The sequence below is a fragment of the Micromonospora sp. NPDC049114 genome (assembly GCF_040648635.1).
In the GTDB taxonomy this organism is placed as follows: Bacteria; Actinomycetota; Actinomycetes; order Mycobacteriales; family Micromonosporaceae; genus Micromonospora.
The window spans coordinates 168,342-189,760 of the sequence record NZ_JBEZEA010000007.1; the positions used below are offsets into that span (position 1 = coordinate 168,342).

Genomic DNA, 21,419 nt, shown 5'->3' on the forward strand with positions numbered 1-21,419 from the left:
CGGGCGAGCGCCGCCGCCCCGGTAGACCGTCGCGTCGGTCTGTCGGGGCGGCGGCGCTTTCGCGGCGTACGGCTACGGTCGGCTCGCCGAGCCGATCCCCCGCAGGGCAAGGGTCAGTAGCTGTTCCGCCTTGGCCGCGCCCATGGGTTGCGCAGCCAGCGAGATGCCGTTGGCGAGGATCATCAGGTCGGCCATGGTGACGTCGGGCCGTACCGAACCCTCGACGATGGCTCGGCGCAGCAGCGGTTCACCGGCGGCGACGAGCGTCGCGCCGCAGGCGTCGGTCTGCTCGACGGGCTCGTTCAGGAGCGAATCCGCGAGGCCGCGGGTTGTCGTGGCGTACGCGGTGACCTCGTGCAACCAGGTCGTCAGGGCGTCGAGGGCGTCCGGCGTGGCGAGCAGGTCGCCGGCACGCGTTGCCAGGTTGTGCACACAGCCGCGGAAGACCGCCTGGAGCAGCGACCACCGGGTGGGGAAGTGCCGGTGCAGGGTCGCCGATCCCACCCCGGCGGATCGGGCGATCTCCTCGAGCGAGGCGTACGCGCCGTCGCGGGCGATCGCCTCGGCTGCCGCCGTGACGATGAGGTCGTAGTTGCGCTGCGCGTCCGCTCTCATGGTCCGCCTTGCAGAAGTGGGGTGGTCCCCCATATCGTAGCCGACGAGAAGTGGGGGGCCACCCCGCTTGTTTCTCGGGAGGCATCATGGCTGTTCTCGTCATCGGCGCGACGGGCAAGCAGGGCGGGGCCACGGCCCGAGCGCTGCTCGACCGGGGCGTCGACGTTCGTGCCCTGGTCCGTGATCTGGGCACCGACAGCGCCCAGGCGCTGCGGAATCGGGGCGCCGAACTGGTCAAGGGGGACCTGGACGACGTGGAGTCGCTGCTCGCCGCGGCGGACGGAATGGACGGCCTCTTCTCCATCCCGTATCCGGATGTGACGGACCTGCAGGGCAACGCCGAGGTGACCCGCGGTCGCAACGTCGTCGAGGCAGCGCGCCGCGCCGGCGTGTCGCACGTCGTGCACAGCAGCGTCTCGGGTGCCGGCGAGTTCCACCGCAACCAGCCCGGCTGGGCCGAGGGCCGGTGGGACAGGCACTACTGGGAAAGCAAGGCGGCCATCGACGAGATGGTGCGCTCTGGTGGTTTCGCGCACTGGACCGTCCTCAAGCCCTCGACCTTCATGGAGAACCTCGTCGGCTGGTCCTACCTCTTCGGCGACTGGTCCAGCGGCACGATCATCACCGGCTTCGCCGCGGACACCCGGCTTCCGTGGATCGCCGTCGACGACATCGGGGAGGCCGCGGCGACCGCGTTCGCCAACCCGGAGAAGTTCGACGGCCTGGATGTCGAACTCGCCGGTGACCTGCTCACCATGACCGAGGTCGCGGCCATTCTGAGTGAGGTCACCGGGCGCACGATCACCGCTCCGGTGCTCACCCCGCAGCAGGCAGTCGAGCGTGGCCTGCTGCCCGCCATGGTCAACGCGGTCGAGCAGATCAACGAGAACGGCAGCCCCGCCCGCCCGGAGATGACCCGGGCACTCGGCCTGCCCGCCACGGACTTCCGCACGTGGGCGCGACGGACGTTCTCCTGAAACCCGGTCCCCGTGCCAGGTGTGGGCTTCCGCGCCGGGCGGGCCCGGCGGCTTCACCGCAAGATCGTGCTCGATCGTTGTTGTAGTGGTGTTGGCCGCGCAGGAGGCCACTACAACCAGGATCTTGCGCGATCTTGGCGGTGGAAGGGCTTTTCGCGCGACTCGATGGCGCGGTGAGCCAGACCACGACACCGCCACGCGGGGTCAGCGGGTGCGGTTGCGGTTCACCAGGGCCTGGTTGAGGCGGCCCAGCAGGGTTGCCAGGGAGGCCCGGTCCTCGGCGCTCCAGTCGGCCAGCATGTCGCCGTAGAGCCGGGTGCGGGCGGTCTGCACGGCGGCCATCCGCTGCAGGCCGGCCGGGGTGGGGGAGATGACAGTGCCCCGGCCGTCCGTCGGGTCGGGGGTACGGGTGATCAGGCCGTCCCGTTGAAGCGCGGACACCTGCCGGGTGACGGTGGAGCCGTCCAGGTTGAGTCGGGCGGCGAGCGCCGAGACGTTCTGCGGGCCGGCGTCGGCCAGGTGGCGCAGGATGACGTACGCCGCGCGGTCGAGCACCCGGTGCTCGGCGGTGCCGGTGGCCCGCCGGGTGGCCTCGCCGAAGCGCATCAACAGGGCCACCTCGGTCTCGATCCGGCCGAGGGTGCTCGCGTCTTGGTCGTCGCTCATAGCTGTATGATACAGAATAAGTACCTGTACGATACAGCTAATTGAGGAGTCGGAGTGGATCGGCGTTCCGAACCGAACCGCAGTGCCATCTACGCCACCACGCTGGTGGCCTTTCTCGCCATCGCCGGCATCGCCGTCGTCGACCCGATCCTGCCGGCCATCGGCGAGGCGATCGGCGTCACCGCCTGGCAGGTCGAGCTGCTGTTCACCGCGTACATCGCGGTGATGGCCGTCGGCATGATCCCGGCGACGCTGGCCAGCGGCCGGTTCGGCTTCAAGCCGGTGCTGATCACCGGCGTCTCCGTGGTGGGCGTCGCCGCGATCCTCGCCTCGTTCAGCGACAACATCGTGCAGCTCTCCGTGCTGCGGGGCGTCTGGGGGCTGGGCAACGCGATGTTCTTCGCCACCGCCATGGTGGTGCTGGTCAACCTGGCCGTCGACCGGGAATGGGTGGTCGGCCTCTTCGAGACCGCCCTGGGTCTCGGCTTCGCCGTCGGACCGCTGATCGGTGGCCTGCTCGGCCAGGTCAGCTGGCGGCTGCCGTTCTTCGTCTGCGGCGTCTTCATGGTCCTCGCCCTCGGCGTGGCCTCCCGCAAACTCCGCGAACCCACCAACCGGCAGGCCCCAGTACGCGTCGGCCAGATCTTCGCCACCTACCGCCGACCGGCGTTCATCGCCCTCTGCGCGGTGACCGCCGCGTACAACTTCGTGTTCTTCGTGGTGCTCGGCTACACGCCGCTCTTCCTCGGTCTGGACATCGTCCCGCTGGGCCTCGCATTCACCGGCTGGGGTCTCGGCCTGGCCACCGGCATCCTGGTGATCGGTCACCGGCTGGCCCACCGCATCGGCGCGGTGCAGACCGTCGGCGTGGCCATCGCCGGCCTGCTGGTCTGCATGGTCCTCTTCGCCACCTCCACCAGCACCACCGAGGCGATCGTGGTGCTCGTGCTCGCCGGCCTCTGCATGGGCCTGGCCAACGCCAACCTCACCGACCTGGCGCTCGGCCTCGGCTCCAGCGACCGGCGCGTCGCCACCGGCGCGTTCAATTTGGTCCGCTGGGGTGCCGCCGCGCCTGCGCCGATCATCTCCGGCAAGCTCGCCGAGCAGTCGCTGTCGCTGCCGTTCTGGGTCGGCTTCGGGGTGCTCGCCGTCGGCGTGCTGGTCTACCTGGCCTTCGCGCACGTGATGGCCGCCGGCTACGGCGAGCGGGTGCTGTGGTCCCGCTGGAACCGCACCGCCGCGAGCGCCGAGAACACCGCCGAGGAACCGGTGGGCGAGGCGTACTGACGGCTTCTCCCGGCCTGGCCGCTGAGCCTCTCAAGATCCGCGCACTTTCGGGGAAACTGCTGCCTCCGGGCTCGCTGAGGCAGCACCATCCCGGAAGTTGCGCGGATCTTGGCTTGCCGCCGCTCAGTTCAGGGCACGCCAGAGCAGGTAGAGGCCGATCGTCGTACCGAACACCACGATCAGCGTCTTGAGCACCACCGGCGGCAGCCGGCGGACCAGCCGGGCGCCCGCGTACCCCCCGATCAGCGTGGCCGGCGCGACCACCGCGACCGCCGCCCAGTTCACCGGGCCGAACAGGGCGAACACCACAAGCGTCGTGAGGCCCACCAACGCGGAGAGCAGATTCTTGATGGCGCTCACCCGCGCCAGCGTCGCGTCCAGCACCAGGGCCAGGCCGGCGACCAGCATCACGCCGAGCGCCGCGCCGAAGTACCCGCCGTACACCGCGCCGAGCGCGACCATCGTCTGCACCGCGACCGTCCGTCGCCGCGGCGACAGGGCGCGGGGGTGGCCGACCAGCCGGCGCAGCGGGCCCTGGAAGGCCAGGACCGCTGTCGCGCCAAGAACCAGAAATGGTACGACCAGCTCGAACGCGCGGGCCGGGGTGGCCAGCAACAGCAGCGCCCCGACGATCGTGCCCACGATGGTGGTGGGCACCAGCGTGGCCAGCGCCCGAGGGCGCGGCAGGTCCTGCCGGCTGCCCGCCACGCTGGCCACGTAGCCCGGGAACACGGCGACGGAGTTGCTCACGTTCGCCGGCACCGGCGGCAACCCGATCGCGATCAGCGCCGGGAAGGTGATCAGTGAACCGCCACCGGCCACCGCGTTGACCGTGCCAGCGGCGAGACCGGCGGCGAGCAGCAGCGCGGCGTGGGAGAGATCCATAGACCCACGAGGCTAGCTGTCGGCTTCTGAGCTGGCGTCGCCGGATCGTCCATGAGCTGCCCGATCTTGCCCAGGCGGGGCGGCAATACCGGCGGCATGCTCGTCGTTAGGATGAGAGCGCGACGGACGAGTCGACCGGGCGGTCGCGTCGGCGGGCTCCGGCCCGCCGCCGAGGAACGTCCGGACTCCACAGGGCAGGGTGGTTGTTAACGGCAACCCGGGGCGACCCGCGGGACAGTGCCACAGAAAACAGACCGCCGACCCCAACGGGGACGGTAAGGGTGAAACGGTGGGGTAAGAGCCCACCAGCACCCCGGGTGACCGGGGTGGCTCGGTAAACCCCACCCGGAGCAAGGCCAAGCAAGGGCCGTCACCGCAAGATGACGACCCGGCGCAGACGCTTGAGGGCTGCCCGCCCGATGTCTGCGGGTAGGCCGCTGGAGCCTGCCGGCAACGGCAGGCCGAGATGGATGGCCGCCGCCGGCGCAAACCCCTTTGGGGTACGCGCCGCGCACAGAATCCGGCGTACAGGTCGACTCGTCCGTCGCCCACCAGCCCAGAGCCGTGATCAAGGCGCTGAGCTGGTTCTATGTTCGGGTGTCGATGGTCGGCGTTGGTCAACATTGGCCGGCGTTCGACGCCCTGACGACGCCCTGACGCCCTGAGCGACGGCTCAATTGGCTCCCCTTGAGCGGGGTTGGGTGTGCCGTCGTGGGCCATCTCCGGGCCGGCACTCGATGGTTCCGGAGTCGAGCCGGCGGCTGCGGGGGAGGCCGGATACGTCTTGGCGGTGGAGCTGGTGCCGCGCCCCGCTGAGTCGGTGGCAAGCCAGTCCCGGGGTTGGACTGGCGCGGCAGCCGGAAGCCCCGACGCACGACCAGGCCGGCCCGCTGGCTTCCGTAGCGGTCTTGGTGATCCCATTCCTGGATGAGGTGGGATGAGTGCGTGCCGGAGCTGCTGGAGCAGCTGGGGGAGATGGGTCTGGTCGGTCTGGTCAAGATTGACGGGGAGCGGGAGCGTAAGCCCTGGACCGTGGTGATCTCGGGTGAGCGGCTCGCTGGTGCGGCGATCAGGGTCGACGGCCACAGCCTTGAGTACTGCCTGCGCCATGTGGTTGCTGCGCTTCATGTCCCGGGGTTGGACTGGCGCGGCAGCCGGAAGCCCCGACCACGCGACCAGGCCGACCCGCCGGCTTCCGTACCGCCGTGCGTCGGCTGCGGTCAGCGCAGGTAGGCCCGTTCATCGATGCTCTGATGTGGTTCGGTCAAGAAGACGTCGGCGGGTACGGGACCGTGGGCGATGTTCAGCGTGTCGAGGCGGTAGAGCCAATCTCCGGTGCAGTGGTGGGTGAAGCGGTAGTTGATCTGCCAGCGCAGCCATTGGCCTCGGGGGAGGCAGACGGCTGGCGGGCGGCGGTGTCGGCGGGGCATGCCCCAAGCCGTCGGGATCAGCTCGACGCGGAGCTGATCCTCGGTGTGGCGAAGTTGGACGGCATCGCAGGATGGTGGGCCGTTGTGCAGGGAGATGACTGGTTGGAAGCCGTCATGCTCGTGCATCGTCACCTCGTGGGTGAGGGGTGCATGGTGCTGCGGCAGCGTGAACGCCGTAGGCAGGGCGTTGCGGCGGGCGGCGTGGTGGCCTCCGCGTGACTGCTTGGTCCAGGAGACGCGGACCCACTGGGCGAAGATGTCCACCCGGTGGATGGTTCAGGCGTCCTGGTCGCCTGGCAATCCGATACTGAGCCTCCCGGGGCGGTGTCCCGGCGGCTGTCGGTGCCTTGATCCAAAACAGAGAAATTCGGCAGCAGAGACCCATCCTTGAGGCGCAATCCACCATAGCCATCACTACAACTCGCGCCACTCTCCTGCCCGACGCGGATCACCCGTGCGGACGAACTCTTCGACAACCTGCCAGGCGCGTTCGAGATTGAGAACGAAGTCCGCGGTGAAGTCGACCCGGTCGTCCAGCACCACCACTTCCGCATCTGCGTCCGCAGGCTTATCGGCGGCCAGGAGGGACATGGCGTCCTCGTCCGTCATCAGATGGACGACCGCCGCAGAACCCGCGAACCCGAGCGTCAGCACAGGGAACACGGCGGTGCCCCTTACTTCGAGGTAGCCGCGCCCCTGGGCACGCAGTTCGTCGAACCGCTCGATGAGGCCAGCGAAGTCCGACCGCTCCACCGAAGCGAACTTCCCTGACGTCGGAGACGTAGCACTCCACGAAATGGTCACCCGGCTACCTCCTCGACGATCACGAGGGTACGGCTGCGGAGCACGATCAGGCTGGGTGCCTCCTGATCTGCTTCCTTCCCGGTGACCCGGTGGCAAGCCAGTCCTGGGGTTGGACTGGCGCGGCAGGCGGAAGCCCTGGCCATCCGTACAGAGTGGCCCCGCAGGCTTCCGTCACGGCCTGGCTTGGAGCTGGCTCCTACTCCCTTGGGGGCGGTCTCCCGGCGGCTGTCGATGGCACACCGCCGGCCGGGCTTGCCGCCCAGCACCGCCCGGAGCGCGATGCCTTGATCCAGTAAGGGTCAATTCGGCAATCCAGACTGACAGCCCAGGTTGTGGGGCCCGGCCCGCGCCGCGTTGCTCGGACGCCCCTGGCGACGCCCGCCACGGCTTCCGGCTTGGGAGTCGTTAGGCCAGGATGCCCTGCATGACGAACGTTGCCCCCGTCGTGTCAGCTGTCGCGGCCACCATAGCTGCGATCTTCGCCGGAGCGGGGTTGGTTGCCGCTGCTCGACGAGAGAACACAAAATGGGCACGGGAAGAGCTGGTGGACTCGCTGTCGGCTTTCCTCGACGCGAGTTTCACGTGCAAGGCAATCGTCAAAGACGGCATCAGGATGATCGATGACCTCAGCCACGGCGAGGTCGACGACATCTACCGAAGGGCTCACGACGTAGAGCTGCGTATGCAAGAGGTGCAGACGAGGCTGCGGCTGCTGGCGACTCCGGAGATCGTGGACGCAGCACAGGAGGTACGGGTCGTCTGCAAACGCTACTGCGGTCTGCTGAAGGGCGACCCAGCCACCGCGAAGGTCAACGACGCACCCCTGCGAGATCAGCTGTGGGTGGCCCGATACCAGTTCATCGGGGCTTCGAAGAACGCGTTAGCGCTCCCGCGATCCTGGCGGCGAGTCCCTCGAAGTCTTATCCGCAAGGCGCAGGAGCGGGCGGTCAAGCTCGACTAGCCCAACCCCTTGCCTTTACCGCCCAACCTGAGGATGGACCCCAGACGCCGAGCGATGCGGGCGTGCCGTGTCCGCCGTACCGGTTATGGCCGCTCTGAGACCTGGGTGATGAACGCCCGCCAAGTCGCCGGATCGAATGTCAGGGCCGGGCCGGCAGGGTCCTTGCTGTCCCGGACGCCGACCAGGCCGGGCAGGTTGCTTGCCACCTCGACGCAGTTCCCGCCGCTCGCGCCACTGCGGGTGGACTTGCGCCACCGGGCGTGACTTAGGTCCATGATGGGTCTCAACCTTCTTCAGCAGGTCGATGGCTGTCGCGGTAACGCGGTGATCTGGGATGTGGTCGGTTGCGGCAGTTTGGTCCGGCGCAAGTCCTCGCGCGCCTGGCCATGGTTACGACCGCTCAGGGACCTGGGTGATGAACGCCCGCCAGGTCGCCGGATCGAACGTCAGGGCCGGGCCGGCAGGGTCCTTGCTGTCCCGGACACCGACCACGCCGGGCAGGTTGTCGGCGACTTCGACGCAGTTGCCTCCGGACGATCCGCTGCGCCGGGACTTGCGCCAGATTGCGTTAGTGAGGTCCATGGTGGCTGTGCACTTCCTTCATCAGCTCGTTGGACTGTCGACGCGGGAGCGCCTCGTTCCTCACGTTCTCCCACCTCGTCTGAAGAGTATGTAGCCCATCTTCGTTGTCGACCACGATCCCGCCGAGCTGATTTTCGAGGTGCCCGACCCAGGTGCCGTCGCCGGCTCGTGCGAGCGCGAAAGGCCCGGACAGCCCGATGTGGAGGCCGGCGCCCGCCGGGATCACGTGCACGTGAACGTGCGGCAACTCGGCGACGGTGATGAGGTGGGCGACCTGCTCGGCCATGATGCCCGCGTGTTCATCGCCAGCGCGGTGAAGCGTGGACTCGTCCAGCACGGCCACCACCTGCGGCGGGCTGTCACCGGTGAGGATCTTGTGCCGGCATCGTCAGCGCTCGGGTGCCGCTCTCCACGGCGCTGACATGCGAGGCGCTGAAACCCGCAGCCCGGCCGAACGACTCCTGCGTCATCCCGGACGCTCCACGAGCACGGCGGATCTCGCTCGCGATGAAGTCCGCGAGGGGACTTGGCACGTCAGCCATTCAACGCTCCTCAAATCGGAGATCGACTACCCGAGGTGCCACACCCCTGGGGCCTGTCCGCCAGCTCCGGCCCGGACACCTGGAACACCTTCCGAGCGTAGTGGCCTGGGCAGCAGAGTGTCACCAGGCGGCGCGGCTGGTAGGGACCACGAGACCCGGCGGTCGCGTTCGTAGCGGGGCCGCTCCCGGTGGGCGAGCACTCACGGGAGCGGTCCCTTCCCATCAGCACCAGGGGGAGACCGTGCCTGACGGCAAGCCCGAGAAGCCGATGCGGGCCGGCGACGTGGTCCAGCTGACCACCGCGGCCAGCGTGCAGTTCCTGCGCCCGATCTTCGTACGCGTCCTCCGTGAGCTGCCGGAGCGGCACACGTACGACGGATGGGTCTGGATTGAGGGTTACCAGCTGAACGCGGCGGGCGACGCGGTGGCGCGGCGCGAGTTGTACGTGCGGCGAGCGGGCGTGCGTTTGCAGTCCCTGCCCGTCGCACCGATCAGGCCAGCCAAACGCCGCCGAAGCCCGGTGCGGGTCGGATGATCGCGCGTCCTCGCCCGCACCTGCCGATGCGTCCGGCGTGGCTGTGTCGCAACTGCGCCGCGCCCTGGCCGTGCGGGCCGGCTCGGCTCGCCCTCGCGACCGAGTTCTACGGTCATTCGATCGCGCTGGCGTTCTACCTGGCCGCGTCCATGCGGGAGGCGATCGACGACGCGTACGACCTGGGTCTGCGTCCAAACGTGGCGGCGATGCACGACAGGTTCCTCGGCTGGTTGTCCCTGGCCCGACGGCCCCGCCGGTCCGGTCGAACCTGAGGTCCTGTGCGTGCCGGCGATGGTGGCCCAGTCAGGCCGTCGGGCTTGCATCCGATACCTGGGTACAGGCTTACCGTCGAGGGCATGAGTGATCGCCACACCACTGACGGCGGCTGGGTGCCGGATGCCTGCACCCTCCCGACGGCCGAGCGGCCGCTGCGGCTCGCCGAGTGGGATCGGTTCTTCGTCGACGCGGTGCGGGGCATCGACCGGCTGTCGGCGCGGCATCTGCGCTTTCAGCTCGACGGTGCCGTGCGGGTCGAGGAGATGGCGCGGGACCTGGCGGCCCGTGAGTCGTCCTGCTGCTCGTTCTTCACTTTCGACCTTTCCCGGCCGGACCCCGCCTCGCTCTCGCTGGACGTCCGGGTGCCGGCGGCCCACGCCGACGTGCTCGACGCCCTCGCCGAGCGGGCCCGGTCTCCGCGGACCCGGAGTTGACCGGGTCGGGCCTGCGCAGCGGGCATCTGGCCGACGCGGCAGGGGTCAACCAGCAGACGCTGCGCTACTACGAGCGGCGGGGCCTGCTCGACCCGCCGCAGCGTTCGCCGGGCGGGCACCGGCTCTACCCGGCCGAGACGGTCACCCTGCTGCGCGTCATCAAGACCGCGCAACGCCTGGGCTTCACCCTCAACGAGGTGGCGGACCTGCTCGACGCCGGCAGACACCAGCACCGGGGTCGATCCGACACCGGCCTCCAGGCGCGTGCCAGGAAGAAACTTGTCGAGATCGAGCAGAGGTTGGCGGACCTGACAGTCATCCGCGACACCCTGCGGGACGCCATCTCGGCCGGCTGTGACGACCTGGTCACCTGCGCCGCAAACACCTGCTGCCCCCTGCCCTTCGCGGAACTGGCGGAGCACCGTCACGCCAACTGACGAACCGGCCGGGTGGGTTACCCCACCCGGCCGGTGTCCGGAACGCCGTCTCAGTGCTTCTTGAACACCGGCATGGTGTCCAGCGTGGTGGTGATGTTCTGCGTGGTGCCGCCCCGGTACGTCTTGCCGGTGAAGATGTCGGTCCAGCTGTTGCCCGGCGGGAACCACACCGACGTCGTGGCGGTGGTGCCCGGCGTCGTCACCGGCGCCACCAGGTAGTCCGGGCCGTAGAGGTACTGCGAGCCGGCGGTGGCGTACGCGGCCTGCTCGTTCGGGTACGCCAGGTACATCGAGCGGACGATCGGCGTACCCGTGCGGGTGGCCTCCTTGGCGGCGGCGTAGGTGTACGGCTGCAGTTCCTTGCGCAGGTTCAGGAACTTCTTGGCCGACGCGTTGGCCGCCGGGCCGTACTGCCAGGGCAGCCGGTCACTGTGGTTGGAGTGCAGCCGGTCGATCGGCTGGAACGTGCCGAACTGCACCCACCGGGCGTAGAGGTCGTCGGGCAGCTTGGTGCTGCCCGGTTCGCTGCCCGGTTCCTGGAGGCCGCCGGTGTGCCCGCCGATGTCGTGGCTGACGGCGGCCAGCCCGGTCGCTGCCGACTCACCGGGCGTGTACCCGACCTCCATTCGCAGCGTCGACCAGTCGCTGGTGGTGTCGCCGGTGAAGTGCAGCGTGGTGCGCTTGTCGGCCCAGGGGCCGGTCGCCACCGGGGTCGGGCTGCCGTAGCCGCCGGCCTGCAACGAGCCGTACGCCCGCGAGAACGCGAAGCCGGTCTTGTCGGCGTACTGCTGGTTGATCCACGCGTCCGCGGTCACCCCGGGCAGGGAGGACTTCGTGTTGTCGCAGCACCAGTCCAGCCACCACAGGTCCGGACCCTTGCTGCCCTTGGGCAGCATCTCGTCGTGCAGCTGCATATACGCCTTGAGCTGGTCCGGGTCGCCGAAGTCGAACGCGTAGCAGTCGGGGCCGCCGTTGCAGCCGACGCGCTGGAGCTTGCCCTTCGCGGTGGCCTGCGCCTGCGCGAACTTCGGGTCCGAGCCGAGGATGCTCGGGTGGATGTTGATGCCGGTGTGCAGGCCCTGCTTCTTCGCCCAGTCGAAGAACGCCTTCGGGTCGGGGATCCGGGTGGGGTCGATGCTCCAGCCGTTCCACTTGTCCGGCGCCTTGATGTCCGTGTCAAGAACAAGAACATCCAGCGGTACGCCTTCGCCCTTGGCCCGGGCCACCAGGTTCTGGAACTCGGTGGCGGTGCGGTCGTAGTACTCGGAGTACCACACCCCGTACGCCCACTTCGGCAGCAGCTTCGTGGGCCCGGTCAGGGTCGCCAGGTCCTTCAGGGCCCGGGTGAAGTCCTGCCCGTACGCGAAGACGTAGCCGTCCTGCTCGGCGGCGGGTCGGGGCTTGGTGGTGCGCAATGCCGAGGCCGAGTCGTCGAGGAGGTACCAGCCGTCCTGGTAGAGCAGGCCCGGGGCGGTGAGCGCGGAACCGGTCACGCCGTCCAGGCCCCGGCGGTAGCCGCCGAGCGGCGCGTGCGGGGCGAGCAGCGGGGAGTCCTTGCTCGTGACGGCGACCGTGTCGATGTTGACGTTGCAACTGGCGTCCGTGGGGCACCCCAGCGTCACCGTGTTGGTGCCACGGTCGAGGTGGACCGGGACGGAAACGGTGTTCCAGTAGTCCCACCCGCTGGTCGTCGGAAGAGTCGCCGTGACCGGCGTCGCCGTCCCGGCCGTGACCGACATGGTGCGCGCCTGGCTCGGCTGGGCGCCGGCCTGGCCGTTGGCGTAGCGGATCTGCACCTGGTAGGCACCCGGGGACGGAACATCCGTCACGGTGAGCGCGACGGCGGCCGTGGTGCTCTCCAGGCCGGCAAGGAATCCCGTACCGGAAGCGCCGTTGTGGTCGTTCGCGGGCCGCGCGCCGCCGGTCAGCGCGCCGGTCTCGGCCTCCGCCAGCGTGCCGAAGCGCAGGGGCTGCGGCTGGGGCGCGGCCGGCGCCGGGAGCGGGTCACCCGGGTTGACCACCGCGAGGCTGTCGACGTTCACGTTGCCGGAGTCGTTGGGACCCCGCACGACGCTGATCTCGTGCCGACCCGCGGTGAGGTCGACAGGCACGCTGGCCAGACCCCAGGTGTCCCAGTTCGCTGTGGGCGGCAGCGTCAGCGTACGACCGGCGTCGCCGTCGACCGTGACCGTCAGGGTGCGGGCCACGTTCTGACCGTCGCCGCCGGTGCTGTTGGCGTAGCGGACCCAGAGCTGCTTCGTGCCGCCTGCCGGTGCGTCGAGCGCGAACGTGACCGAGTCGCCGGACGAGGCGAAACCGGCCGCGAAGCCGCGCCCGCTGTATCCCCGGTGGTCGGTGGCCACGCCGGGACCGCTCAGCTGTAGTGACTCGGCCTCGCAGAGCGCGCCGAACGCGCACGCCGGAGCGGTGTGGCTGGCCCAGGGCTGGCCCTGCACGACCTGCTTGCCGGTCTTGAGCCGCACCGTCAGGTTGTCGGCGGTGAACGCCCCTGAGCCGACCTGGTAGCGCAGCGTCATCTCACCTGTGTCGATGGTGAGCCAGCCGTGGTCGACGTGCTTGGTGAACCGCGTACGGGGGAAGTCGTCGCGCCCGATGGCGTTGAAGGTGGCGGCGTCGGTGAACCTGCCGTCCTTCTGGTACTCGGTGCGGATCAGGGTCGGGGACAGCACCTCGAACCGAGCGTTGCCCGAGCGTACGGCTGTGTCCTGGCCCTTGTTGGGTCTGGCCTGCGCCGGCCCGGCCGGAGCGAGCGCCAGCCCCGTGATGAGAATGCCGGCCGCGGCGGCTGCCGTCGTGCGGCGGCGCGGTGAGTTCCGATAGAGCAAGATGCGCTCCTCGTCTCATATGGAGGAAATGAGTCGATGACAACGCTGTCACTCGCCGGAAACACATGTCAACGGGCCTCGAAGGGTGTCCCTTCTCTCTTTCCCGCACCACCCATGCATGACCACGGGCTCGTAGGACGCCACGCCTCCGGACCGGTCTGCCGCAAGCCGACGCCCGGGATGATCCACTCCAGGTCGGCGATCTGGGGGTATCAGGCCGCTCGGACGCCGCCACATCGGCGATCCCGAGTGGATCACGCCGCGCCGACCGCCGCCCGCCGCGCTGCGGGACGCGGGTCGCCGGTCAGCAGGGTGCGGCGGCCAGTGGGGCTGCGCCGGCCAGGGCCTCGACCGTCGTCGTCGGCGCGGCTGACTCCGCCACCGGCGTCGGCGAGGGCGAAAGCGAAGGCGAGGGCGAGGGTGAAGGTGACGGCGGGACGGCGGCGAGAAGGGAGGCCGAGGTGCGTTGGACCTGCTTCGGCGTCATGCGGATGCCCGTGGCGGTCGTCTGGTGGCCGTACACGTCGGTGACCCTGATCGTGTACGGCCCGGGGCCGATCCCGTCCTCGATGGTCCAGTAGTTGTCGACCTGACGGGCCGCCTTGCGGAAGCCCCCGCTCGGCCCCTTCGCCTCGACCGAGCGCAGCGGGTTGCCGTGGTTGCCGACCTGCACGGCGAACCACCACTGCGACGCGCCGCCCTTGAGCCGGAAGGTGAGGCCGCCGTCGAGCGGCGGGTCCACCACCGCCCGGTACGTCACCTGCGCGATGCCCTGCGCCCGGTCGGCGATCCGGGCGAACGCCTCGTCGGAGAGGTCGATCTTGCTAGGCCCGCACCCGCCGCATTGGTCCATGACCATCACCCGGACCGTGCCCTTCGGGCCGCTGACGTCCAGGTAACTGCCGCAGGCCGCCGCCCCGGAGTACTGCGACGCGCCGAGGGCCACGTAGAGCCGGTCCGCGGGAGGGCCCGGGAAGGAGCAGGTGCCGCCCGAGCGGCCCGCGTCGTAGAAGCTCGCCGTTCCCTTGTGGACGGTGTTGCCCGCGGGTGGCGCGGCGCAGGCCGGGGTGGCGCCGCCGCGTACGGCGAGGGTGATGCCGAGTACGGCGGCCAGAGCGGCGATCCCGGTGCCGGCCAACCAGTGCCGGACCCGCCGCTTCAACCGGGGCGTGCCGTTGTCGCCGGCCGGGGTGGCGTTCTCCGGATCCGTGCCTGGTGCCGTCACGGCGGCTGATGTTGCCGCACCACGCCACGGCAGCGCAAAGCCGTCGAGCGAACCGTCACGCGCTGGTTTGGCAAGGGCGCAGTCCGTTGCGACTGTCGCGTTGTCGGCCCCTTCTAGAGTTCCGGCCATGAACCGTCGACGCCCGAGCCGAACCTTCCTACGGGTCTTCTCGGCGTTCTACCTCGTCTTCGCGATGACCGTCACGGGCCTCGTGATCTGGTCGATCGCGGCTGACCGCGGAGCGTCGGAGGCATCGGCCGTGGTGCGCGACGTCGAGCATCGCGGTGCGCGAACCATCCTGACGGTTCAGTTCACGACGAGCCGCGGTGAGACATGTGAAGCGGACTTTAGTGCGGCGGTCGACGCGAACCGGGCCGTGACCGCCGGCGAGCGCATTCACGTCCACTACGCCGAGAGCAACCCCTGCTTCGGGGTGCGCGAGGTTGGCGATCGAACGCCTTGGTTCATCCTTCTCATCGGCGTGGCACTGCTGACCGTCGCCGCCATCCTGGCGTACGTCGTCTGGCGTCGGCCACGACCTCCGCTCCCACTGCGTTACGCGAATATGCCCTGACGGCCGGACAGCCGCGTGGCTATCGTGCGGTCGTCGGCCTTGCGAGGACGCGGTCCCAGTCGACGGTGCGGGCCCAGTCGGCGTAGCTGTGCCAGGCGACGTCCGGGTACCTGGCGTGCAGCGCGTCGATGTCGGCGAAGTCGGTGGTGTCCTCGAAGCGTTGGAACATGTCGCCGATCTCGTCGCCGGCCCACTGCCGGACCTGGTCGAGCGGCATCCGCCGGTACGGGATCTCGCGGCCGAGCACATCGCCGAGGATGCGGGCCGCCTCCTCGCCGGTGACCCGGTCGGAGACGACGTCGATCCGCTCGCCGACGAAGCGGTCCGGGTGCTCGATGGCGTGCACGGCGAGGCCGGCGATGTCCCGGACGGTCACCTGGTCCAGCGGCTTGCCCGGGGACAGCGGGTTGGCCAGGACGCCGTCGGTGAGCCGGCTGAAGCCGACGTTCAGGGCGTTCTCCATGAAGTACACCGGCCCGAGGACTGTGGCACGGACCTGCTGTTCCCGCAGGTACGCCTCGACGAGCTGTTTGCTGTCGGCGTGGTCGATGTCGGTGGCGACCATCCGGTCGGCGCCGCGTACGGAGGAGTAGACGAGATGCGCGTCGGCCCGCGCCGCGGTGTCCACCAGGAGGCGACCCTGGGCGACCTCCTCGTCCTTGCCACCGGCGCCGAACGGCACGGACAGCCCGAAGATCGCGTCGGCGCCGTGGGCGGCTCTGGCGAGCGCCTGCGGATCGGCCAGGTCACCGACGGCGAGCCGTACCCCGGCGGCGGCCAGTGCCACGGCGGACGGCGACTCGGGCGATCGCACGTAGGCGGTGACGTCGTGGGCGTGGTCGAGCAGCAGTTCGGCGACGGCGCCGCCCTGCTTTCCGGTGGCGCCGATGACGAGAACGGTGGTCACGGTGCGGCCTCCCCGATCGCGGTTCGTGGACGACGCCGAGTCTGTGCCCTCAACCATGGTTGAGGGCAAGGGTTAGGCTCGGGCCATGCCGAGGGCCCGCACCGCCTTCCACGAACTCAGCGTCGGACAGGTCGCCGAGCGCAGCGGCGTGGCCATCTCCGCGCTGCACTTCTACGAACGCAAGGGCCTCATTCGCAGCACCCGGACGGCGAGCAACCAACGTCGGTACGGTCGCGACACGCTGCGCCGGGTCGCCTTCATCCGGGCGTCGCAGCGCGTCGGCATCTCGCTGACGGCGATCCGGGAAGCCCTGGACCAGCTCCCCAGCGAACGCACGCCGACCCATGACGACTGGAACCGGCTGTCCGCGGCCTGGCGTACCGAACTCGACGCGCGCATCGCCCACCTGCAGGCGTTGCGGGACGACCTCACCGAATGCATCGGCTGCGGCTGTCTCTCGCTGCGGGCCTGCCATCTGACGAACCCCCGTGACGTGCTCGGTCGTGAGGGCCCCGGCGCACGTCGTCTGCCGCGGACGGACTGATCACGGCCGTCTGCCGGTATGGCCACGACGCCCGTCGGCGTCGTTCTACGCTCCGAGATATGGCGGCGGCGTGCCCTTCTCGAAATCGGCGCACAAGTCCGGGCAGTGCCCTCACCGCATGATTCCCCTCGCGAGGCGCGAACTCAGACAGAGAGGAAGCACGCATGGCGGTCAAGACGAAGACACGTCCCGGCACCACGGAGATCCGCCCGTTCACGGTGGAAATCCCTCAAGCGGACCTCGACGACATGAAACGGCGAATCGCGGCCACGCGGTGGCCGGAAAAGGAAATCGTCGACGACCAGTCGCAGGGCGTGCCACTCGCGACGATCCAGGCCGTCGCGCGTTATTGGGAAAATGAGTACGACTGGCGCACTGTCGAATCGCGGCTGAACGCCCTACCGCAGTTCATGACCACCATCGACGGGGTGGACATCCACTTCATCCACGTGCGCTCGAAGCACGAGGATGCGCTGCCGCTCATCGTCACCCACGGGTGGCCCGGATCCGTGATCGAGCAAATGAAGATCATCGAACCGTTGACCAACCCGACCGCTCACGGCGCGAGCGCGTCGGACGCCTTCCACCTGGTCATCCCGTCGTTGCCCGGCCACGGCTTCTCCGGCAAGCCGACCGAGTCCGGGTGGAACCCGCAGAAGATCGCGACCGCCTGGACCGAGCTGATGACGCGCCTCGGCTACGACCGGTTCGTGGCCCAGGGCGGCGACTGGGGCGCGGTCATCGTCGACCAGATGGGCATTCAGGCGCCCCCGCAACTGCTCGGCATCCACACCAACATGCCCGGTGCGATCCCACCCGAGATCGACCTGCTGTTCCAGGGCGACACCACCGGCGCGAACAACGCCATGGGCTCGCTGCCCTCCGGCCTGTCCGCCGACGAGATGCGTGCCGCCGAGGAAGCCAACTACGTCTGGAAGCACGTCGCGTACGCCCTCATGATGGCGACGCGGCCGCAGACGCTCACCGCGCTGGCCGACTCTCCGGTCGGCCTGGCGTCGTTCCTGCTCGACCACGACGCGAAGAGCCTGGCCCTGATCGCGCAGGTCTTCGAGGGCGCCCAGGCGGGCCTGACCCGCGACGACATCCTGGACAACATCTCGCTCTACTGGCTGACGAACACCGCGATCTCGGCGTCCCGCCTGTACGCGGAGAACAAGCTCTCGTTCTTCGCCGCCAAGGGCGTCAACGTGCCGGTGGCGGTGAGCGTCTTCCCCGACGAGCTGTACGAGGCCCCGCAGAGCTGGGCCGAGCAGGCGTACCCGAACCTCATCTACTACAACAAGCTCGACGTGGGCGGGCACTTCGCGGCCTGGGAGCAGCCGAAGATCTTCTCCGAGGAGCTTCGCACCGCCTTCCGGTCGCTGCGCTAGATGGCCGTGCACCTGCCCCCGTTCAACGGGGCGGCCGAGTGGCTCAACTCCGAGCCACTCGGCCCCGCCGAGCTGCGCGGGCGCGTCGTCCTGGTGAACTTCTGGACGCTCACCTGCATCAACTGGCTGCGCCAGGAGCCGTACGTCCGGGCCTGGTCGCAGGCCTACCGCGACGACGGCCTCGTCGTCGTCGGGGTGCACACGCCGGAGTTCAGCTTCGAGCACCAGGTCGACTGGGTGCGCCGGGCGGTCGCGGCGCGCTCGATCGACTACCCGGTCGCGGTCGACAACGACTACGCGATCTGGCGTGCCTTCGCCAACCAGTACTGGCCGGCGCTGTACTTCGTCGACACCGACGGGGTCATCCGCGACGAGCACTTCGGTGAGGGGCGCTACGAGCAGTCCGAGCGGGTTCTCCAGCACCTGCTCGGCGTCGAGCGCGACCCCGTACCCGTCAACGGGCTCGGCCCGGAGGCGGAGGCCGACTGGGACAGTCTGCGGACGCCCGAGACGTACCTCGGGTTCAGTCGCGGCGAACACTTCGCGTCGCCGAACGGACCCGCGCTCGACGAACGCCGCGCCTACGACCTCCCCGAGAGCCTGGTCCTCAACCAGTGGGCCCTGTCGGGCGAGTGGACGATCGGGTCGGAGAACGTCGCGGTCGACCGGGCCGGCGGCCGCATCGCCTTCCGGTTCCACGCCCGGGACGCGCATCTCGTGCTGGCCCCCGGGACGGGGCGGTCGATCCCGTTCCGGGTGCTCCTCGACGGCGAGGCCCCCGGCCCGTCCCACGGCGTCGACGTCGACGAGGACGGCAACGGCGTGCTGGCGGACGGCCGCCTCTACCAGCTCGTGCGCCAGGACGGCGCGGTCCGGGAGCGGACCCTGGAGGTCACGTTCGGCGAACCCGGCGCCGAGGCGTACGCCTTCACCTTCGGCTGACGCGCAGATCGACAGTGCTCACCGCGTCCGAGACCGGTGAGAAGCTGCGTACCCGAGCGCCGGGACGCAGACGGCTGTCGGTGGCGTACCGGTCGGCGAGCGCCTTCTCCGCGGCCTCGTCGCCGTCGTCGGCGGCCAGCAGTAACGCGGCGATCTCGTCGGCGAGCGTGAGGTCGGCGTCGGCGAGGTCGTCGGTCATCGCGCCGAAGCTGTCCCACAGCAGCAACTCGTCCTTGCGCCGATGGGCCAGCTCGTGCAGGACGTAGTCGTAGATGAACCAGGCGCCGTGGACCGGCAGGTCGGGGGCCACGCCGTAGACGTCGGGATCGATCGTTCCGGCGCGGTACGCCGACCAGACCCGCGCCGCCGAGTCGAAGAGCCCCGCCGTCGGATCGATGTCGTAGCCGTCGAACCGCCAGTCGCCGGCCGGGTCGATTTCCGGGTCGGCCCAGACCCAGCGGTGGCCGTTCCAGTACTCCACCAGCACGTGATCGTAGTGCCAGCCGGGGGTGAAGTAGGAGGCGAAGCCGACCCGGCTGCGGCTCGGGATGCCGTGCTGACGCAGCAGCGCGACCGAGAGCAGCGTGTGGTCCCGGCAGCAGCCGGCCACCCGGTCGGCGGCCGGGCGCTCGGTGCGCAGGGGCAGGGCGAAGCGGGACTGGTCGGTGTCGAGAATGCGCTCCACCCAGCGGCTGTTCACCTCCTCCAGCCGGTCGCCGGGCAACTCGACGCCGCCGGCCCGGTAGTGGACGATCACGTTGCGGGCGGTCGCGGCCACGGTGGCGATGTCGGCGGGCACGGCGTCGAGCAGAGCGGCATGCCGGCCCGGGTCGCTGTACGGGGAGTGCTTGCGGTAGCTGTCGACGTCCATGAGGCGAGTCTTCGTCCTGCCACCGTGTCAGGGTCAAGGCGCTTTTCCCGGCTAGTGTCGACTGCTGTGACAGCGCCCGAGATCACCATCGCCACCCCAGCCGACCGCGATGCGGTGGTCGATTCACTGGTCGCCGCGTTCGTCAAGGATCCCATCCTGCGGTTCCTGTTCCCCGACGAGGAGACCTACCCGCGCCACGCCGCCACCTTCTTCGGGGACCTCTTCGACAAGCGGGTGCACCGGTCGTCGATCTGGATGACAGGTGGCGGTGCGTCCGTCGCCATCTGGGAGCCCCCGGCCGAGCCCTCGACCGGATCCCCGGCGGCCGGGCACGGATCGCCTGCGGAGGCGCGATACCCCGCTGACGTGCGGGCCCGCGTCCAGGGCTACGACGAGGCTGTGCACGCGGCCCTGCCGACGTACCCGTTCTGGTATCTCGGTGTCCTCGGCACCCACCCGCACAGCGCCGGACGTGGCTGGGGCCGCGCGGTCATGCGGGCCGGGCTGGCCCGCGCCGCCGCCGACGGCCTGCCGGCGATCCTGGAGACCAGCAACCCGGCCAACGTCGAGCTGTACCGCCGCGCCGGCTGGGAGGCACTGGGTTCGCTGCCCGAGCCCGTGCCGACCTGGATCATGCAACAGTCGCCCCGCTGAGACGTCCCGGTTGGCGGATCAACCCCGGACCGCGAGCTGGCGCGGCCGGCCGCCCGATCTTGGACAGTTTCTGTCCACCTGACCCGACCGATGCGGGCACCGGATGTCGGGTGGGCCACCTGGCCTGCCGCCTAGCGTTGCTGCTCGTAAGGGAAGGAGGCCCGGGTGCTGGAGCGGCTCAACGAGGCCATGGCGCACATCGAGCGGCACCTCGACCAGCAGATCGAGGTGGCCGACCTGGCCCGGATCGCGCTGACGTCGGAGTACCACTTCCGGCGGCTGTTCTCCGCGCTGGCCGGCATGCCGCTGTCGGAGTACATCCGTCGGCGTCGGCTCACCGTCGCCGGGGCGGACGTGCTGGCGGGGGAGCGGACGTTGCTCGACGTCGCCGTGCGCCACGGCTACGGATCGGCCGAGGCGTTCGCCCGGGCGTTCCACGCCGTGCACGGCGTGGGGCCGGGAGAAGCTCGGCGTACGCAGGCAGCGCTGCGCGCCCAGCCCCGGATGTCCTTCCGACTCACCGTGGAAGGGAGTGGCAGCATGGAGTACCGCATCGTCACGAAGGACGCGTTCGCGCTGGTGGGGCGCAAGGCCCGCGTCCCGCTGGTGCACGAGGGGATGAACCCGGCGATCGTCGCGTTCATCCGCAGCATCGACGCGGAGACGACCGCCCGGATCGAGGCGCTCTCCGATCAGGAGCCGACCGGGATCGTCAACGTCAGCGACAACCTCGCCGACGGTCGGGCCGAGGGCAGCGAGTTGGACTACTGGCACGGGGCGGTCACCGGCGCCACGCCACCGGAGGACCTGGACGCGCTGCCGGTGGCGGCCGGAACGTGGGCCGTGTTCACCACCTCCGGAGCGTTTCCGCAGGCAGTGCAGTACCTGTGGCGGGACGTCTTCACCCAGTGGTTCCCGTCCAACCCGTACCGCAGCCGGCCGGGACCGGAGATCTCCCGGGTCCGGGTGTCGGCGGACGGGACCACGGCGGACGCCGAGCTGTGGATCCCCGTCGAACGGGTCGCGTCCTGACG

25 protein-coding genes, 1 other RNA gene and 1 pseudogene are annotated in these 21,419 nt (G+C 69.8%); 15 read left to right on the forward strand and 12 right to left on the reverse strand.

The window, feature by feature from the left end:
• Nucleotides 1–72: 72 nt before the first annotated feature.
• Entirely contained in the window at nt 73–615 is a 543-nt protein-coding gene (locus tag AB0B39_RS21185; RefSeq protein WP_357575142.1) for a helix-turn-helix domain-containing protein, read from the reverse strand.
• 86 nt (nt 616–701) lie between these two features.
• Between AB0B39_RS21185 and AB0B39_RS21190 the strand changes: the two genes are divergently transcribed.
• Complete coding sequence (locus AB0B39_RS21190) at nt 702–1,592, forward strand: NmrA/HSCARG family protein (RefSeq protein WP_357575143.1); 891 nt, start codon at nt 702–704, stop codon at nt 1,590–1,592.
• A 204-nt stretch (nt 1,593–1,796) separates the two neighbouring features.
• Here AB0B39_RS21190 and AB0B39_RS21195 read toward each other — a convergent pair whose 3' ends face one another.
• Nucleotides 1,797–2,258, reverse strand: a complete 462-nt coding sequence (locus AB0B39_RS21195) for a MarR family transcriptional regulator (protein WP_357575144.1) — start codon at nt 2,256–2,258, stop codon at nt 1,797–1,799.
• 54 nt (nt 2,259–2,312) lie between these two features.
• Between AB0B39_RS21195 and AB0B39_RS21200 the strand changes: the two genes are divergently transcribed.
• Entirely contained in the window at nt 2,313–3,545 is a 1,233-nt protein-coding gene (locus AB0B39_RS21200; RefSeq protein ID WP_357575145.1) for an MFS transporter, read from the forward strand.
• Nucleotides 3,546–3,668: 123 nt separating this feature from the next.
• On the opposite strand, the gene AB0B39_RS21205 is transcribed toward AB0B39_RS21200, so the two are convergent.
• Entirely contained in the window at nt 3,669–4,430 is a 762-nt protein-coding gene (locus AB0B39_RS21205) for a sulfite exporter TauE/SafE family protein (RefSeq protein ID WP_357575146.1), read from the reverse strand.
• A gap of 127 nt (nt 4,431–4,557) precedes the next feature.
• On the opposite strand from AB0B39_RS21205, the gene rnpB reads away from it, so the two are divergent.
• Together rnpB and AB0B39_RS21215 are read left to right on the forward strand one after the other, a co-directional pair.
• Nucleotides 4,558–4,974: RNase P RNA component class A (gene rnpB / locus AB0B39_RS21210), an RNA gene on the forward strand.
• A 401-nt stretch (nt 4,975–5,375) separates the two neighbouring features.
• Nucleotides 5,376–5,663, forward strand: coding sequence for a hypothetical protein (locus tag AB0B39_RS21215; RefSeq protein ID WP_357575147.1), 288 nt, complete (start codon nt 5,376–5,378; stop codon nt 5,661–5,663).
• Here AB0B39_RS21215 and AB0B39_RS21220 read toward each other — a convergent pair.
• Both AB0B39_RS21220 and AB0B39_RS21225 read right to left on the reverse strand, forming a co-directional pair.
• Complete coding sequence (locus tag AB0B39_RS21220; RefSeq protein WP_357575148.1) at nt 5,651–6,124, reverse strand: hypothetical protein; 474 nt, start codon at nt 6,122–6,124, stop codon at nt 5,651–5,653. The genes AB0B39_RS21215 and AB0B39_RS21220 overlap by 13 nt on opposite strands.
• Before the next feature lie 150 nt (nt 6,125–6,274).
• The gene (locus tag AB0B39_RS21225; protein ID WP_357575149.1) at nt 6,275–6,613 is read right to left on the reverse strand and encodes a hypothetical protein; all 339 of its coding nucleotides are present in this window, start codon (nt 6,611–6,613) and stop codon (nt 6,275–6,277) included.
• Between the two features lie 475 nt (nt 6,614–7,088).
• On the opposite strand from AB0B39_RS21225, the gene AB0B39_RS21230 reads away from it, so the two are divergent.
• Complete coding sequence (locus AB0B39_RS21230; protein WP_357575150.1) at nt 7,089–7,625, forward strand: hypothetical protein; 537 nt, start codon at nt 7,089–7,091, stop codon at nt 7,623–7,625.
• Between the two features lie 83 nt (nt 7,626–7,708).
• Here the strand turns inward: AB0B39_RS21230 and AB0B39_RS21235 are convergent, their stop codons facing one another.
• The 3 genes and pseudogenes from AB0B39_RS21235 to AB0B39_RS21245 form a co-directional block, all read right to left on the reverse strand.
• Entirely contained in the window at nt 7,709–7,900 is a 192-nt protein-coding gene (locus AB0B39_RS21235; protein WP_357575151.1) for a DUF397 domain-containing protein, read from the reverse strand.
• 115 nt (nt 7,901–8,015) lie between these two features.
• Nucleotides 8,016–8,207 carry a DUF397 domain-containing protein gene (locus AB0B39_RS21240; RefSeq protein ID WP_357575152.1) on the reverse strand — a complete coding sequence of 64 codons (192 nt, stop codon included), beginning with the start codon at nt 8,205–8,207 and terminating at the stop codon, nt 8,016–8,018.
• Nucleotides 8,194–8,749: pseudogene (locus AB0B39_RS21245) on the reverse strand (helix-turn-helix transcriptional regulator). The gene AB0B39_RS21240 and the pseudogene AB0B39_RS21245 overlap by 14 nt, the downstream one beginning before the upstream one ends.
• A 268-nt stretch (nt 8,750–9,017) precedes the next feature.
• Here AB0B39_RS21245 and AB0B39_RS21250 point away from each other — a divergent pair.
• The 4 genes from AB0B39_RS21250 (at nt 9,018) to AB0B39_RS21265 (ending at nt 10,431) form a co-directional block, all read left to right on the forward strand.
• Nucleotides 9,018–9,284 (forward strand): hypothetical protein, encoded by a 267-nt coding sequence (locus tag AB0B39_RS21250; RefSeq protein ID WP_357575215.1) that lies wholly within the window; start codon nt 9,018–9,020, stop codon nt 9,282–9,284.
• Nucleotides 9,281–9,556, forward strand: coding sequence for a hypothetical protein (locus AB0B39_RS21255; RefSeq protein WP_357575153.1), 276 nt, complete (start codon nt 9,281–9,283; stop codon nt 9,554–9,556). The genes AB0B39_RS21250 and AB0B39_RS21255 overlap by 4 nt, the downstream gene beginning before the upstream one ends.
• Nucleotides 9,557–9,640: 84 nt before the next feature.
• Nucleotides 9,641–9,994 (forward strand): hypothetical protein, encoded by a 354-nt coding sequence (locus tag AB0B39_RS21260; RefSeq protein ID WP_357575154.1) that lies wholly within the window; start codon nt 9,641–9,643, stop codon nt 9,992–9,994.
• Nucleotides 9,991–10,431: a MerR family transcriptional regulator gene (locus tag AB0B39_RS21265; protein WP_357575155.1), complete on the forward strand. Its 441-nt coding sequence runs from the start codon at nt 9,991–9,993 to the stop codon at nt 10,429–10,431. Before AB0B39_RS21260 ends, AB0B39_RS21265 begins: the two co-directional genes overlap by 4 nt.
• A 50-nt stretch (nt 10,432–10,481) precedes the next feature.
• Here AB0B39_RS21265 and AB0B39_RS21270 read toward each other — a convergent pair whose 3' ends face one another.
• Nucleotides 10,482–13,277 carry a TIM-barrel domain-containing protein gene (locus tag AB0B39_RS21270; RefSeq protein WP_357575156.1) on the reverse strand — a complete coding sequence of 932 codons (2,796 nt, stop codon included), beginning with the start codon at nt 13,275–13,277 and terminating at the stop codon, nt 10,482–10,484.
• A gap of 304 nt (nt 13,278–13,581) precedes the next feature.
• Nucleotides 13,582–14,502 carry an expansin EXLX1 family cellulose-binding protein gene (locus tag AB0B39_RS21275; RefSeq protein ID WP_357496581.1) on the reverse strand — a complete coding sequence of 307 codons (921 nt, stop codon included), beginning with the start codon at nt 14,500–14,502 and terminating at the stop codon, nt 13,582–13,584.
• Between the two features lie 127 nt (nt 14,503–14,629).
• On the opposite strand from AB0B39_RS21275, the gene AB0B39_RS21280 reads away from it, so the two are divergent.
• Nucleotides 14,630–15,076 (forward strand): hypothetical protein, encoded by a 447-nt coding sequence (locus AB0B39_RS21280; protein ID WP_357496583.1) that lies wholly within the window; start codon nt 14,630–14,632, stop codon nt 15,074–15,076.
• A gap of 19 nt (nt 15,077–15,095) precedes the next feature.
• On the opposite strand, the gene AB0B39_RS21285 is transcribed toward AB0B39_RS21280, so the two are convergent.
• Nucleotides 15,096–15,983 (reverse strand): NmrA/HSCARG family protein, encoded by an 888-nt coding sequence (locus AB0B39_RS21285; RefSeq protein ID WP_357496585.1) that lies wholly within the window; start codon nt 15,981–15,983, stop codon nt 15,096–15,098.
• An 85-nt stretch (nt 15,984–16,068) separates the two neighbouring features.
• Here AB0B39_RS21285 and soxR point away from each other — a divergent pair, with 85 nt between their 5' ends.
• The 3 genes from soxR to AB0B39_RS21300 all read left to right on the forward strand — a co-directional run bounded on the left by soxR (nt 16,069) and on the right by AB0B39_RS21300 (nt 18,860).
• Nucleotides 16,069–16,527, forward strand: coding sequence for a redox-sensitive transcriptional activator SoxR (gene soxR, locus AB0B39_RS21290; protein WP_357575157.1), 459 nt, complete (start codon nt 16,069–16,071; stop codon nt 16,525–16,527).
• A 164-nt stretch (nt 16,528–16,691) separates the two neighbouring features.
• On the forward strand, nt 16,692–17,918 hold the full coding sequence (locus AB0B39_RS21295; protein WP_357575158.1) for an epoxide hydrolase family protein: 1,227 nt from the start codon (nt 16,692–16,694) through the stop codon (nt 17,916–17,918).
• On the forward strand, nt 17,919–18,860 hold the full coding sequence (locus tag AB0B39_RS21300) for a redoxin family protein (protein WP_357575159.1): 942 nt from the start codon (nt 17,919–17,921) through the stop codon (nt 18,858–18,860).
• On the opposite strand, the gene AB0B39_RS21305 is transcribed toward AB0B39_RS21300, so the two are convergent.
• Nucleotides 18,847–19,731: a transglutaminase domain-containing protein gene (locus tag AB0B39_RS21305; RefSeq protein WP_357575160.1), complete on the reverse strand. Its 885-nt coding sequence runs from the start codon at nt 19,729–19,731 to the stop codon at nt 18,847–18,849. The genes AB0B39_RS21300 and AB0B39_RS21305 overlap by 14 nt on opposite strands.
• Before the next feature lie 66 nt (nt 19,732–19,797).
• On the opposite strand from AB0B39_RS21305, the gene AB0B39_RS21310 reads away from it, so the two are divergent.
• Nucleotides 19,798–20,385, forward strand: coding sequence for a GNAT family N-acetyltransferase (locus AB0B39_RS21310; protein ID WP_357575161.1), 588 nt, complete (start codon nt 19,798–19,800; stop codon nt 20,383–20,385).
• A gap of 165 nt (nt 20,386–20,550) precedes the next feature.
• Nucleotides 20,551–21,417, forward strand: a complete 867-nt coding sequence (locus AB0B39_RS21315; RefSeq protein ID WP_357575162.1) for an AraC family transcriptional regulator — start codon at nt 20,551–20,553, stop codon at nt 21,415–21,417.
• Nucleotides 21,418–21,419: the final 2 nt, after the last annotated feature.